Source organism: Paraburkholderia steynii, from assembly GCF_900100565.1.
Taxonomy (GTDB): domain Bacteria; phylum Pseudomonadota; class Gammaproteobacteria; order Burkholderiales; family Burkholderiaceae; genus Paraburkholderia; species Paraburkholderia terrae.
The window spans coordinates 1-14,078 of sequence record NZ_FNDI01000011.1 but is presented as its reverse complement, the minus strand read 5'-3'; the positions used below and the strand labels follow the sequence as shown (position 1 = coordinate 14,078).

The window sequence follows — 14,078 nt, the reverse complement described above, 5'->3', positions numbered from 1 at the left end:
TTACCGATGTTGGTACAGGTGATGTTGAACAATATAGTCCCACACAGCAGTGGGGACATGATTTGGTGCGGACTGGCCGTGGGCGGCAGCGCCGCTTGCAGAGGCGTCCGCATCGTTTTCGAACCACGCGCGCAGATGCGCGCGGATGTCGGTGGCCGACACGTCGAACGCAAGCGACGTGTCGATCAGCAAATGCCCGGCGGGTGTTGCCTGCAGCGTGCCGGCTTGCGCCGCGCGCTGCGTGATGGCTGCCGCGACGGGGGCCGGCACGGCCGTTACGTCGAAGCCCGGGCGTGTCGCGGCGGCGATATGCGCATAGTCGAACAGGCGCTGCCAGTCGCGCCACGTGTCGAGCCGCACGAGCTGGTCGGCGCCGATCAGAAGCGAGATCGACGCGTCCGCGCCTTCGCGCTCGCGCCAGCGCCGCAGCGTTTCGACCGTATAAGTAGGGCCATCGTGCTCGATTTCATCCGTGGCAACGCTGACGGTCACACCCGGCAGGGTCAGCGAGGCGGCGGCCGCGCGCGTCATCGCGAGCCGGTCTTCGGCCGCCGATACGTCCGCCTTCTGCCACGGCTGGCCAGCCGGCATCAGCACGAGTTCGGTCAGATCGAGCGCATCGGCGAAACGTCGCGCGAGCGCGAGATGGCCGTCGTGGATCGGGTCGAACGTGCCGCCGAGTATGCCGATGCGTCGGCGCAATGCCCGTTGAGGTGCGACGGATTGAGCGGTCGGATTCAGTTGCGGTTCCTTTGCCTTTCAGTAGAAGCGGGTAGCGCGCGACGGGGCGCGTCAGACCCACTCGCGCGGCACGAGAAAGTCGCTGGTCAGGCGCGCTTCCGGCGTGCCCGGCTCGGGCTGCCAGTTGTAGCGCCAGTTTACGACAGGCGGCATCGACATCAGGATCGATTCCGTGCGGCCGCCGCTTTGCAGCCCGAACAGTGTGCCACGGTCGAAGACGAGGTTGAACTCGACGTACCGGCCGCGCCGGTAGGCCTGGAAGTCGCGCTGGGCGTCGCCGTACGGCATGTCGCGGCGTTTTTCGATGATAGGCAGATAGGCGTCCAGAAACGCGTCGCCGACGCTCTTGACCATCGCGAACGACTGCTCGAAGCCGGGCTCCGCGTAGTCGTCGAAGAAAATCCCGCCGATGCCGCGCGGCTCGTTGCGGTGCTTCAGGAAAAAATAGTCGTCGCACCAGCGCTTGAAGCGCGGGTACAGATCGTCGCCATACGGTTGCAGCGCGTCGCGGCAGACGCGGTGAAAATGCTGCGCGTCCTCTTCAAAGCCGTAGTAGGGCGTCAGATCCATGCCGCCGCCGAACCAGAACACGGGCGCTTCGCCTGCTTTTGTCGCGACGAGCAGCCGCACGTTCATGTGGACGGTCGGGCAGTACGGATTGCGCGGGTGCAGCACCAACGACACGCCCATCGCCTCGAATCCGCGCCCCGCCAGTTGCGGGCGCAGCGCACTCGCCGAGCCGGGCAGCGCGTCGCCTTGCACATCCGAGAAGCCGATGCCCGCGCGCTCGAAGAACTGGCCGTCTTCCAGAATGCGCGTGCAGCCGCCGCCGCGCAGCTTTTCGCCGGGCGCGCGCTGCCAGCTGTCGGTGGCGAGCGGCGTGCCGTCGAATGCGCCGAGCGCGTCGGCGATCCGCGTCTGCAGGCCTTGCATCCAGCTGCGGACCGTCTGGGTATCGTGGGCGTCGTGAATCGAATCAGTCATGGTGTGTGGGGCGCGGCAGGTTCAGAACGCTGGCGCGGTCGGGTCTCGATGGGACAGGTTGGGCGCGATGTGATCGCAGCGGGGAGGTTGGCGGTTTCCGTCTTGACGGTTGCCGTCGCCCGCCAGCGGCCGGGCGCGCTTCGCTGCCCGCAGTCGCAAACCTCTACCTGCAAACCCAAGTGTAGCGCCGGCGCGGTCGACTGGCCCCAGAGGGCCGTGCTGCGTGTCCGGGGTAAGTGCCCGAACGCCGCGCCGGAAAGTGCTGTTGCATGGAGAGCGTCAGCTCTGGCCGTGCTTGCGGTTGGCCGCGCGATAACCGATGTCGCGGCGATACTGCATGCCGTCGAACGAAATATGGTTGATCGCCTCATACGCGACCGACTGCGCGCTGCGCACCGAGTCGGCCAGCCCGACGACGCACAGCACGCGTCCACCCGTCGTCGTCAGCTTGCCGTCCGTCAGTGCCGTGCCGGCATGGAACGTCACCGCGTCCGCCGTCTCGACGGGAATGCCGCTGATGAAGTCGCCCTTGCGCGGCGCTTCCGGATAGTTGTGCGCGGCCAGCACCACGCCCAGCGCCGTGCGGCGGTCCCATTCCAGTTCCACCGTATCCAGCGTGCCCGCGATCGCCTGCTCGACGACCTTCGAGAAGTCGCCCTTCAGGCGCGCCATGATCGGCTGCGTTTCCGGGTCGCCCATCCGGCAGTTGAATTCGAGCGTTTTCGGGTTGCCTTGCGCGTCGATCATCAGACCGGCGTACAGGAAGCCGGTGAAGCGGATGCCTTCCTTTTCCATACCGCGCACGGTCGGCAGGATGATTTCGCGCATCACGCGCGCGTGCAACTGCGGCGTGACGATGGGCGCGGGCGAGTAGGCGCCCATGCCGCCCGTGTTCGGGCCCTGATCGCCGTCCAGCAGGCGTTTGTGGTCCTGGCTCGACGCCAGCGCCAGCACGTTGATGCCGTCCACCATCACGATGAAGCTCGCTTCCTCGCCGGCAAGGAATTCTTCGATCACGACACGCGCGCCCGCATCGCCGAGCTTGTTGTCCGACAGCATCATGTCGACGGCGTGGTGCGCTTCTTCGAGCGTCTGCGCGACGACCACGCCCTTGCCGGCCGCGAGGCCGTCGGCCTTGATGACGATGGGCGCGCCCTTGGCGTCGATGTAGGCGTGCGCGGCAGCCACGTCCGAGAAGGTCTCGTATTCCGCTGTCGGGATTGCGTGACGTTTCATGAACGCCTTCGCGAAGTCCTTCGAGCTTTCGAGCTGCGCCGCTTCCTTCGTCGGGCCGAAGATTTTCAGGCCGCGCGCGCGGAAGATGTTGACGATGCCCGCCGCGAGCGGCTGCTCCGGGCCCACCAGCGTGAACGCGATCTGCTCTTTCTCGACGAAGTCGGCGAGCGCGTTCGGATCGGTGATGCCGATGTTGAGCAGCCGGTCGTCCTGCGCGGTGCCGCCGTTGCCAGGCGCGACATAGACGAGCTGCACGCGTGGCGACTGTGCGAGCTTCCATGCGAGCGCATGCTCGCGACCGCCGGAACCGACGACGAGTAACTTCATGTGATTCCCCGAATGCTAAAAACCGTGAACGGCCCGCGCAGCGGCGCGAGCCGTGGATATCTACCTTCGCACAACGCGAACGCGTTGCCTGTGAGACAGGCCACAAAGCCGGGCCATGTGGCGGTAAACGCAGAGAAATACGCGGCGAACGACGCGCCCGTGTCAATGCACGAACGCTCGCGCGGCGAGCGCAGCAAGAAGCGCAGCCACTGCCCCGTCATTGAAGGGAACCGGGACGGGAACCCTGATCGGGGCGGCGCGCTCACTTGCCGCCTCACTCGTCGGCGATGGCCGCGTTCGTGTAGACCTCTTGCACGTCGTCCAGATTTTCCAGCGCGTCGAGCAGCTTTTGCATCTTGACGGCGTCGTCGCCGGCGAATTCGACTTCCGTTTGCGCCTTCATCGTCACTTCCGCGACTTCCGCCTTGAAGCCGGCTGCTTCGAGCGCGGACTTGACCTTCGGGAAGTCGTTCGGCGGGCAGACCACTTCGATGCTGCCGTCTTCGTTCGTGACGACGTCGTCGGCGCCTGCTTCGAGGGCAGCTTCCATCAGCTTGTCTTCCGGCGTGCCGGGCGCGAACAGGAACTGGCCAACGTGATCGAACATGAACGACACCGAGCCGTCCGTGCCCATGTTGCCGCCGAACTTCGAGAACGCGTGGCGCACTTCCGCGACGGTGCGGGTGCGGTTGTCCGTCATCGTGTCGACGATGATGGCTGCGCCGCCGATGCCGTAGCCTTCGTAGCGGATTTCTTCATAGTTCGCGCCATCGACGCCGCCGACGCCGCGCTGGATCGCGCGGTTGATGTTGTCCTTCGGCATGTTGGCGTCGTACGCCTTGTCGACGGCGAGCCGCAGGCGCGGGTTCGAGTCGATGTCGCCGCCGCCCATGCGGGCCGCGACCTGGATTTCCTTGATGAGCCGCGTCCAGACCTTGCCCTTCTTGGCATCGGCTGCTGCTTTCTTATGCTTGATGTTGGCCCATTTCGAATGACCCGCCATACCTTTCTCCGTCGCGCGCGCCAGCGGGGCGCACGCATTGTGCAATTGTCGTTGCGTTTGTCGGGCGTGGCGGATGTGCGCTCGCGCCCCGATGTCAGTCTGGTCGCACCCTGGAATGCTGTGGCTTGCGGGCCTGTTCGGCGGTGGTGTGTCGGGAAGGACGCCGCGCAAACGTCTTAACATCGACGGAATCGGCCATCGCAATGCCGGTGGTGGGTGTGCCGCCCGTTCGGTGGGCAGACCGAGATTTTATCATGGGAGGGGGTGGCCGCAGGGGCCATGGGGTTTGGGTTTGGTTTTGGTATTCGGTTTTTGGTCTTGTCTGCGACGCTGGGGTGGTTTGCTTGGGTTTGCGGTGGCATCCGGTTTGGTTTTGTTGCTCTTGCGCTGGCGCTGGCATCCGCGATTCGTTAGCGTGCTTCACGCGTCGCCCCTGTGCGGGGCGGCACCTACTTTTCTTTGCCGCCGCAAAGAAAAGTAGGCAAAAGAAAGCGGCTCACACCGCCAGCCCGTGTTCTTATCCACGGGCCCCCAACGTCCCCACACTTCACACGGCAGTGCCTTGGCTGGTGCTCGTTGCCAACGCTTCGAATGAACGCCTCACCCGCTTCGAATACCCGTACTCGGGCAAGCGGCAGCGAATGGTATTTGCCGCCCAGGTGGCAAACTGTGTGTAGGTTGTCGCGTCGTATAAGTTAGCGCTCTTACATGGTGGGACACGTGCGCAATCGGTCCGAAGTGAGGCGGCTGAGGTGCTACGGCCGACACACAGTTTGCCACCTGGGCGGCCGTGGACTATCTGGCGCGGCATGCTGGATTGCGGTTGCGTGAAGCGGGTTAGGCGTACCGCAAGAGCGCTGGCAACGAGCATGAATGACGTGATTGCCGTGTGAAGCGTAGGAACCTTTGGGGTCCCTCAGGCAAACACAAGAACTGGCGGTGTTAGCCGCTTTCTTTTGCCTACTTTTCTTTGCGGCGGCAAAGAAAAGTAGGTGCCGCCCCGCACAGGGGCGACGCTTGAAGCACGCTAACGAATCGCGGATGCCAGCGAAAGGCAAATGCACAGGGGCGACGCATGAAGCCAGATAACGAAACGCGGATGCCACCACGAGCACAAGCAAACCAAACCGGCCACGCCACAAAGGCAAACCGCGAACACCACCGCAAACCCGCGAACGGCCCGAAGGGCAAAAAAAGACTAGTTCTTCGTCCCGAACAACCGATCCCCAGCATCCCCAAGCCCAGGAATAATGTAAGCATGCTCATTCAGATGCAAATCGAGCGAAGCAACGTACAGCTTCACGTCAGGGTGAGCATCCTGAAACACCTGCACGCCTTCAGGCGCAGCCACAAGCGCGAGGAACGAGATATTCTCACCCGCGACACCGCGCCGCTTCAGCACGTCGATAGCATGCACGGCCGAATACCCCGTCGCGACCATCGGATCGCAAAGAATAAAAATACGATCCTCGAGATCAGGCAACCGCACCAGATACTCGACCGGCCGATGATCGTCATCGCGATACACCCCAATATGCCCGACCCGCGCCGACGGAATCAGCTCCAGCAGCCCGTCCGACATACCAACACCCGCGCGCAGGACGGGCACGATCGCAAGCTTCTTGCCAGCAATCACAGGCGCGTCGATATCGACGAGCGGCGTGCTTACGCGACGAGTCGTCATCGGCAGGTTGCGGGTGATTTCATAGCCCATCAGCAGCGTGATCTCGCGTAGCAGTTCGCGGAACGTCCGCGTGGACGTGTCGCGGTCGCGCATGTGCGACAGCTTGTGCTGGATCAGCGGGTGATCGAGGATGAAAAGATTGGGAAAACGGCTGTCCTGAGTCATGACGGAGCGCCTCGCGGCGAAGTTAGGCTGGGCTGACGATGAGTTGGCGCGGCGCACGCACCCCGCAACGGGGCGGCGGCGCGCGGCTGCGCCATGGCTGCAAGTTTACCGGAAGGGCGGCGCAAAGAGACGGATGCTGATGAAAGGTATATCAGCGACGTCCGGCAGCGCCGCGTCGATTCTTCTAGAATCGGGGGACAGTTGACCGACCACCCCGGGCGCAATGCGCAGGCACGTCCCGCTCGTTGCGCGCACGACAACAGGAAAATTCACATGGATCTGGGCATCGCTGGAAAGACCGCGCTGGTGTGCGCGGCAAGCAAGGGACTGGGGCGCGGCTGCGCCGAGGCGCTGGCGGCGGAAGGCGTGAACGTGACGATCGTCGCGCGCACGGCGGAAACGCTCGAAGCCACGGCGGCCGCGATCCGCTCGAAGACGGGCGTCGACGTGAAAGCGGTGGCCTGCGACATCACCTCGCCCGAAGGCCGCGCCGCGGCGCTCGCCGCGTGTCCGCAGCCGGATATTCTCGTCAACAATGCGGGCGGCCCGCCGCCGGGCGACTTCCGCAACTTCACGCATGACGACTGGATTCGGGCCCTCGAAGCGAACATGCTCACGCCGATCGAACTGATCCGCGCAACCATCGACGGCATGATCTCGCGTGGCTTCGGGCGCGTAGTGAATATCACGAGTTCGTCGGTGAAGGCGCCTATCGACGTGCTCGGCCTGTCGAACGGCGCGCGCTCGGGGCTGACGGGCTTCGTCGCGGGCGTCGCGCGCAAGGTGGCGCCGGACGGCGTGACGATCAACAACCTGCTGCCTGGCCTGTTCGACACGGACCGCATCGCCGTGACGTTCGAGGCATCGGCGAAATCGCAAAACATTTCCGTCGACGATGCGCGCAAGCAGCGCATGGCGACGATTCCCGCGCGCCGCTTCGGCGCACCCGACGAGTTCGGCCGCGCCTGTGCGTTCCTGTGCAGCGTGCATGCGGGCTATATCACCGGGCAGAACTGGCTGATCGACGGCGGCTCGTATCCCGGCACCTATTGATGCAAGGCCCTTTGCGGCACATCGCAAACACCATAACGACAACACAAGAGGAGCAACGACATGACAACACGCGTCGCGCTGATCGCGCACGATCATAAGAAGGATGACATCGTCAGGCTGGCGGGCGAGTACGTCGACACGCTGTCGCGCTGCGATCTGATCGCGACGGGCACGACGGGCTCGCGCATCACCGACGCGCATGGCCTGAAAGTCGAGCGGATGCTGTCCGGTCCGCACGGCGGTGACCTGCAGATCGGCGCGCAACTGGCCGAAGGCAATGTCGATATGGTGATTTTCCTGCGCGACCCGATGACGCCGCAGCCGCACGAGCCGGACATCAACGCGCTGGTCCGCGCGTGCGATGTCCACAACGTGCCGTGCGCGACCAACATCTCGACGGCGCGGATGATCCTCGACGTGCTGACGCTGCGTCTGAACCATCAGGTCTGACGGCGTCGGACGCTTTTAACCGCGCCATCAACACGAACCAGGCAACGAATAAATCCGGAGATGACATGACCAAGGCAATTCGATTCGACAAGACAGGCGGCCCGGAAGTGATGAAGTGGGTCGACGTCGAAGTGGGCGAGCCGGGCAACGGCGAAATCCGTATCAAACAGCATGCCGTCGGCCTGAACTATATCGACGTGTATTTCCGCACGGGGCTGTATCCGCTGCCGTTGCCGGGCGGTCTCGGGATGGAGGCGGCGGGCGAGGTGACCGCCGTCGGCGCCGGCGTGACGGACCTGAAGGCGGGCGACCGCGTCGCGTACGTCGCGCGGCCGCCGGGCGCGTACGCGCAAGAGCGTGTGCTGCCCACTGCGCAGGTCGTGAAACTGCCCGATGCGATCGACTACGAACAAGCCGCTTCCGTGATGCTGCAAGGGCTGACCGCGCAATATCTGTTGCGTCGCACGTATCCCGTGAAGCAGGGCGACACGATCCTGATCCAGGCGGCGGCGGGCGGTGTCGGGCTGCTCGTGTGCCAGTGGGCGAAGGCGCTGGGCGCGACGGTGATCGGCACGGTCAGTTCCGACGAGAAGGCGGAGATCGCGAAGGCGCACGGCTGCGACCATCCCATTGTGTACACGCGCGAGAACTTCACGAAGCGCGTGCGCGAGATCACGAACGGCGCCGGTGTGCCCGTCGTGTACGACTCGATCGGCAAGGATACGTTTACGGCGTCGCTCGACTGCCTGGCGCCGCTCGGCATGTTCGTGAGCTTCGGCAATGCATCGGGCCCGCTGCCGCCCATCGATTCATCGGAATTCGCCGGGCGCGGATCGTTGTTCTTTACGCGGCCGACGCTGTTTACGTATATGGGCAAGCGCAGCGACTTCGACGCGATGACGGCCGATCTATTCGACGTGATCGCGTCGGGCAAGGTGAAGACGAGCATCAATCAGCGCTATGCGCTTGCCGACGTAGGTAAGGCGCATGCGGATCTGGAGGCGCGCAGGACGACGGGGTCGACGGTTCTGGTGCCGTAACAAGCCTCACCGCAACAACAAGGGCCGCTTCACGCGCGACGTGAAGCGGCCTTTTCCGTTTACACCTTTTTTACACTCCCCCACCCATCTTTGACCTGCCCTTTACGTCAATGGGCATAACGTTGCGACCATCCATCGTCCAACAAATGGAGAACATGAAATGGATGTGCTGTACGTCGGGGGCATCGCGCTTTTTGCTGCGCTGACCTTTGGGTTGATCGCCGGATGCGAGAAGTTGACGCGTTACGGCCGTGGTCAGGGAGCGCGCTCGTGAACTGGATCCTCTGGCTATCGGGCGCGGCAACCGCGCTGCTGTTCGCTTATCTCGTCTATGCGCTGCTGCGCGCGGAGGACATTGAATGAACCTCAACAATGTCTTGCAGCCGGCGCTCTTCATCGTCGTGCTGCTCGCTGCCGCCGTGCCCGTCTCGCGCTATCTGACGCGCGTGATGGACGGCACGTCGCGCGTCGTCAAGCTGGGCGGGCCAATCGAACGTCTGCTGTACCGCCTCGCAGGCGTCGATCCTGAACAGGAAATGAGCTGGAAGCACTACGCCATCGCCACGCTCGCGTTCAACCTGCTCGGCGTCGCGTTCCTTTACGTGCTGCTGCGCGTGCAAGGCCTGTTGCCCGGCAATCCGCAGCAGTTCAGCGCGATGACCGTCGACGGCGCATTCAACACGGCCATCAGCTTCGTCACCAACACGAACTGGCAGGACTACTCCGGCGAACAGGCAGTCAGCTATCTGACGCAGATGCTGGGCATGACAGTGCAGAACTTCCTGTCGGCGGCGACGGGCATCGTCGTCGTGATTGCGCTGGTGCGCGGCTTCGCGCGCCACACCGCGAAGACCATTGGCAACTTCTGGGTCGACATCACGCGCGTGACGCTCTACGTGCTGCTGCCGATGTCGATGATCGTCGCGGCTGTCTTCATGAGCCAAGGCGTGATCCAGAACTTCAAGTCGTACGAGGACGTGCCGACGCTGCAGACCACCACGTACTCCGCGCCGAAGACGGATGCCCAGGGCAACCCGGTGAAGGACGCGAAGGGCAACCCGGTGATGGTCGATACGCCTGTCAAGACGCAGACCATTGCGATGGGCCCGGTCGCCTCGCAGGAAGCGATCAAGATGCTCGGTACGAACGGCGGCGGCTTCTTCAACGGCAACTCCGCGCATCCGTACGAGAACCCGACGCCGTTCTCGAACTTCGTGCAGATCTTCTCGATCCTGATCATCCCCGCCGCGCTGTGTCTCGTGTTCGGCCGCGTGATCGGTGACCGCCGGCAAGGCGTGGCCGTGCTCGCGGTGATGACGATCGCATTCGCCGTGTGCGTCGCGGGCGAGATCAGCGCGGAGCAAGGCGGCAATCCGCTCTTCACGTCGCTGCATGTCGATCAGTCGGCGACCGCGCTGCAGCCGGGCGGCAACATGGAAGGCAAGGAAACGCGCTTCGGCATCGCGCAGTCGGGCATCTTCACGGTTGCGACGACGGCGGCTTCGTGCGGCGCCGTGGCCAACACGCATGACTCGCTGACGCCGCTCGGCGGCCTCGTGCCGATGCTCCTGATGCAACTCGGCGAAGTGATCTTCGGCGGCGTGGGTTCGGGTCTGTACGGGATGCTGGTGTTCGCGATGCTGGCGGTGTTCGTCGCGGGGCTGATGATCGGCCGCACGCCTGAATACGTCGGCAAGAAGATCGAAGCGTACGAGATGAAGATGGTGTCGATCGTCGTGCTGCTCACGCCGCTGCTCGTGCTGGTCGCGACGTCGATTGCCGTGCTCACCGATGCGGGCAAGGCGGGCATCCTGAATCCGGGCGCGCATGGCTTCTCCGAAATCCTGTACGCATTCAGCTCGGCGGCGAACAACAACGGCAGCGCGTTCGCGGGCCTCACGGTGAGCACACCGTTCTACAACTGGCTGACGGCGGTGGCGATGTGGTTCGGCCGCTTCGGCACGATCGTCCCCGTGCTCGCGATTGCCGGCTCGCTGGCCGCGAAGAAGCGCATCGCGGTGACGGGCGGCACGCTGCCGACGCACGGACCGCTGTTCGTCGTGCTGCTGCTCGGCACGGTGCTGCTGGTCGGCGCGCTCACGTATGTGCCCGCGCTCGCGCTCGGCCCCGGCGTTGAACATCTGATGATGATCGCGGGCCATTGATACGCCACGCGAAAAGAAACGGCGAAGCAATTAGAGGAAGAAATGACTGACCATTCCGCTACCCGGTCCATGTTCGATCCGGCGCTTGTGCGCCCGGCGATCGTGGACTCGTTCAAGAAACTCAAGCCGCACACGCAGTTCCGCAACCCGGTGATGTTCTGCGTGTACGTCGGCAGCATCCTGACGACGATCCTCTGGATCGCCGCGTTGATGGGCCAGGCCGAGGCGCCCGCGGGCTTCATTCTCGCGGTGTCGCTGTGGCTGTGGTTCACGGTGCTGTTCGCGAACTTCGCCGAAGCGCTCGCTGAAGGGCGCTCGAAAGCGCAGGCGGCCTCGCTGCGCAGCGCGAAGAAAGACGTGATGGCGAAGAAGCTCAACGAGCCGCATCCGAAGTCGCCGATCCGCATCATGACGGCTTCCGACCTGCGCCGCGGCGACGTCGTGCTGGTCGAAACGGGCGACGTGATTCCCGCCGACGGCGAAGTGATCGAAGGTGTCGCGTCCGTCGACGAGTCGGCCATCACGGGTGAATCCGCGCCTGTGATCCGCGAGTCGGGCGGTGACTTCTCGTCGGTGACGGGCGGCACGCGCGTGCTGTCGGACTGGATCGTCGTGCGCGTCACGGCCAATCCTGGCGAAGCGTTCCTCGACCGCATGATCGCGATGGTCGAAGGCGCGAAGCGTCAGAAGACGCCGAACGAAATCGCGCTGACCATTCTGCTCGTCGCGTTGACTATCGTGCTGCTGCTCGCCACGGCCACGCTGTTGCCGTTCTCGATGTTCTCCGTCGAAGCCGCGAAGGCGGGGCACGTCGTGACGATCACCGCGCTCGTCGCGCTGCTCGTGTGTCTGATTCCGACGACGATCGGTGGTCTGTTGTCCGCGATCGGCGTGGCGGGCATGAGCCGCATGATGCAGGCGAACGTGATCGCGACATCGGGTCGCGCCGTTGAAGCGGCTGGCGACGTCGACGTGCTGCTGCTCGACAAGACGGGCACGATCACGCTCGGCAACCGCCAGGCATCGACGTTCATTCCGGCGTCTAGCGTGACCGAAGAGACGCTCGCGGATGCCGCGCAACTGTCGTCGCTCTCCGACGAAACGCCGGAAGGCCGCAGCATCGTCGTGCTCGCGAAGCAGCGCTTCAACATTCGTCAGCGCGACATGGCCGTTCTGCATCCCGTGTTTCTTGCGTTCAGCGCGCAGACGCGCATGAGTGGCGTCGATCTCGCAGGCCGTGAAATCCGCAAGGGCGCTGCCGACGCAGTGAAGCAATACGTCGAAGCACACGGCGGCCGTTTCCCGACCGACGTGTCGAACGCGGTCGCGGAAGTCGCGCGTCGCGGCAGCACGCCGCTCGTGGTGGCGGAAAAGACGGAAGGCCCGGCGCGCGTGCTCGGCGTGATCGAGTTGAAGGACGTGGTGAAGGGCGGCATCAAGGAGCGCTTTGCCGAGTTGCGCAAGATGGGCATCAAGACCGTGATGGTGACGGGCGACAACCGTCTGACGGCGGCGGCCATCGCAGCGGAAGCGGGCGTCGACGACTTCCTCGCGGAGGCCACGCCTGAAACGAAGCTCGCGACGATCCGCGCGCACCAGGCGGAAGGCCGGCTCGTCGCGATGACGGGCGACGGCACCAACGATGCGCCGGCGCTCGCGCAGGCTGACGTTGCGGTCGCGATGAACACGGGCACGCAGGCCGCGAAGGAAGCGGGCAACATGGTCGATCTCGATTCGAATCCGACCAAGCTGATCGAGATCGTCGAGATCGGCAAGCAGATGCTGATGACGCGCGGCTCGTTGACGACGTTCTCGATTGCCAATGACGTCGCCAAGTACTTCGCGATTATTCCGGCCGCGTTCGCGACCACGTATCCGCAGCTGCGCGTGCTCGACGTGATGCATCTGAGCTCGCCGTCGTCGGCGATTTTGTCGGCGGTGATCTTCAATGCGCTGATCATCGTGGCGTTGATCCCGCTCGCGCTGAAGGGCGTGACGTATCGTCCGCTGGGCGCCGCATCGCTGTTGCGTCGTAATTTGCTGGTTTATGGGTTGGGCGGGATTCTGCTGCCGTTCCCGTTCATCAAGCTGATCGACATGGTGCTGGCCGCGTGCGGTTGGGTTTGATGGCTGTGCGACGCACGTCTATCGACAGATAAAAGGAATCTGAATCATGAAATCGCTTTTTCGCCCGATGGTGGTGATCTTTGCCGTGCTGACGGCTGTGACTGGGCTTGCGTATCCTGCCGTGATGACGGCATTCGGCCAGGCTGTCTTTCACGATCAGGCCAATGGCAGCATGATCGAGAAGGACGGCAAGGTAGTCGGGTCGCGGTTGATCGGGCAGCAGTTCGATGCGCCGCAGTACTTCTGGGGGCGTTTGTCGGCGACGGCGCCGATGCCGTATAACGCGCAGGGGTCGAGTGGCTCGAATCTCGGGCCGATTAATCCGGCTCTCGCCGATGAGGTTAAAGGTCGTCTCGATGCGTTGAAGGCTGCTGGGCATATGCCTGCTGATACGGCTGTTCCTGTTGATCTCGTGACTTCTTCGGGTAGTGGGCTTGATCCGGAGATTTCGCCTGCCGCGGCGGCTTTTCAAGTTGAGCGGGTTGCTGCTGCGCGGAAGATGAATGCCAATGATGTTGCCGCTCTCGTTGATCGCTATACGCATGGGCGGCAGTTTGGGTTGTTTGGCGAGGCGCGGGTTAATGTGCTTGAGTTGAATCTTGCGCTGGATGACGCGCAGCGTGGGTGAGGTGTGACCTTCCCGGGGCGACGTTTTTTTGGTGATGGCGTCGCCCTGGGCTTTTTGGTTTTTTTCTGTCTGCGACGCTGGGGTGGTTTGCTTGGGTTTGCGGTGGCATCCGGTTTGGGTTTGTTGCTCTTGCTTTTGCGCTGGCATCCGCGATTTGTTAGCCCGCTTCAAGCGTCGCCCCTGTGCGGGGCGGCACCTACTTTTCTTTGCCGCCGCAAAGAAAAGTAGGCAAAAGAAAGCGGCTAACACCGCCAACATTTCTTCTTGCCTGAGGGCCCCCACAGGGTCTTACGCCTCACACGGCAATCACGTGACCCACGTTCGTTGCCAACGCTTTGAACGAACGCCTCACCCGCTTCACACACCCGTACACGTGTTAGTGGCAGCGAATGGTATGTGCCGCCCAGGTGGCAAACTGTGTGTAGGTTGTGGCGGCGTATAGCTCGGCGCTCTGACAGGGTGGAGCGCGTGCGCT

Annotated in this window: 14 protein-coding genes; 9 read left to right on the top strand and 5 right to left on the bottom strand. The window is 63.7% G+C overall.

Going from position 1 to position 14,078, the window contains the following annotated elements; translation table 11 throughout:
* The 4 genes from BLT65_RS20300 to BLT65_RS20280 form a co-directional block, all read right to left on the bottom strand.
* Positions 1 to 741, bottom strand: a complete 741-nt coding sequence (locus BLT65_RS20300) for a nicotinate-nucleotide adenylyltransferase (protein ID WP_042310235.1) — start codon at positions 739 to 741, stop codon at positions 1 to 3.
* Positions 742 to 792: 51 nt separating this feature from the next.
* Positions 793 to 1,725: an oxygen-dependent coproporphyrinogen oxidase gene (hemF, locus tag BLT65_RS20295; RefSeq protein ID WP_042310233.1), complete on the bottom strand. Its 933-nt coding sequence runs from the start codon at positions 1,723 to 1,725 to the stop codon at positions 793 to 795.
* A gap of 279 nt (positions 1,726 to 2,004) precedes the next feature.
* On the bottom strand, positions 2,005 to 3,288 hold the full coding sequence (gene purD / locus BLT65_RS20290) for a phosphoribosylamine--glycine ligase (protein ID WP_091780261.1): 1,284 nt from the start codon (positions 3,286 to 3,288) through the stop codon (positions 2,005 to 2,007).
* 274 nt (positions 3,289 to 3,562) lie between these two features.
* Positions 3,563 to 4,291, bottom strand: a complete 729-nt coding sequence (locus BLT65_RS20280; protein ID WP_091780256.1) for a YebC/PmpR family DNA-binding transcriptional regulator — start codon at positions 4,289 to 4,291, stop codon at positions 3,563 to 3,565.
* A gap of 37 nt (positions 4,292 to 4,328) precedes the next feature.
* On the opposite strand from BLT65_RS20280, the gene BLT65_RS48880 reads away from it, so the two are divergent.
* The gene (locus BLT65_RS48880; RefSeq protein WP_482811879.1) at positions 4,329 to 4,772 is read left to right on the top strand and encodes a hypothetical protein; all 444 of its coding nucleotides are present in this window, start codon (positions 4,329 to 4,331) and stop codon (positions 4,770 to 4,772) included.
* Between the two features lie 717 nt (positions 4,773 to 5,489).
* Here the strand turns inward: BLT65_RS48880 and upp are convergent.
* Positions 5,490 to 6,140 (bottom strand): uracil phosphoribosyltransferase, encoded by a 651-nt coding sequence (gene upp / locus BLT65_RS20275; RefSeq protein WP_042316195.1) that lies wholly within the window; start codon positions 6,138 to 6,140, stop codon positions 5,490 to 5,492.
* Positions 6,141 to 6,413: 273 nt separating this feature from the next.
* Between upp and BLT65_RS20265 the strand changes: the two genes are divergently transcribed.
* From BLT65_RS20265 to kdpC, 8 genes are all read left to right on the top strand, one after another.
* The gene (locus BLT65_RS20265) at positions 6,414 to 7,193 is read left to right on the top strand and encodes an SDR family oxidoreductase (RefSeq protein ID WP_091780251.1); all 780 of its coding nucleotides are present in this window, start codon (positions 6,414 to 6,416) and stop codon (positions 7,191 to 7,193) included.
* A 60-nt stretch (positions 7,194 to 7,253) separates the two neighbouring features.
* Positions 7,254 to 7,643, top strand: coding sequence for a methylglyoxal synthase (locus BLT65_RS20260; protein ID WP_007583451.1), 390 nt, complete (start codon positions 7,254 to 7,256; stop codon positions 7,641 to 7,643).
* Between the two features lie 65 nt (positions 7,644 to 7,708).
* Complete coding sequence (locus BLT65_RS20255; RefSeq protein WP_091780248.1) at positions 7,709 to 8,683, top strand: quinone oxidoreductase family protein; 975 nt, start codon at positions 7,709 to 7,711, stop codon at positions 8,681 to 8,683.
* Between the two features lie 160 nt (positions 8,684 to 8,843).
* The gene (locus tag BLT65_RS20250; protein WP_007583456.1) at positions 8,844 to 8,957 is read left to right on the top strand and encodes a hypothetical protein; all 114 of its coding nucleotides are present in this window, start codon (positions 8,844 to 8,846) and stop codon (positions 8,955 to 8,957) included.
* The gene (gene kdpF / locus BLT65_RS20245; protein WP_007583461.1) at positions 8,954 to 9,046 is read left to right on the top strand and encodes a K(+)-transporting ATPase subunit F; all 93 of its coding nucleotides are present in this window, start codon (positions 8,954 to 8,956) and stop codon (positions 9,044 to 9,046) included. The genes BLT65_RS20250 and kdpF overlap by 4 nt, the downstream gene beginning before the upstream one ends.
* Complete coding sequence (gene kdpA, locus BLT65_RS20240; protein WP_042316190.1) at positions 9,043 to 10,848, top strand: potassium-transporting ATPase subunit KdpA; 1,806 nt, start codon at positions 9,043 to 9,045, stop codon at positions 10,846 to 10,848. Before kdpF ends, kdpA begins: the two co-directional genes overlap by 4 nt.
* Positions 10,849 to 10,890: 42 nt before the next feature.
* Positions 10,891 to 12,975, top strand: a complete 2,085-nt coding sequence (gene kdpB, locus BLT65_RS20235; protein ID WP_042316188.1) for a potassium-transporting ATPase subunit KdpB — start codon at positions 10,891 to 10,893, stop codon at positions 12,973 to 12,975.
* 46 nt (positions 12,976 to 13,021) lie between these two features.
* A complete protein-coding gene (kdpC, locus tag BLT65_RS20230) occupies positions 13,022 to 13,603 on the top strand; it encodes a potassium-transporting ATPase subunit KdpC (protein WP_042316186.1) in 582 nt (193 codons plus the stop codon).
* Positions 13,604 to 14,078: the final 475 nt, after the last annotated feature.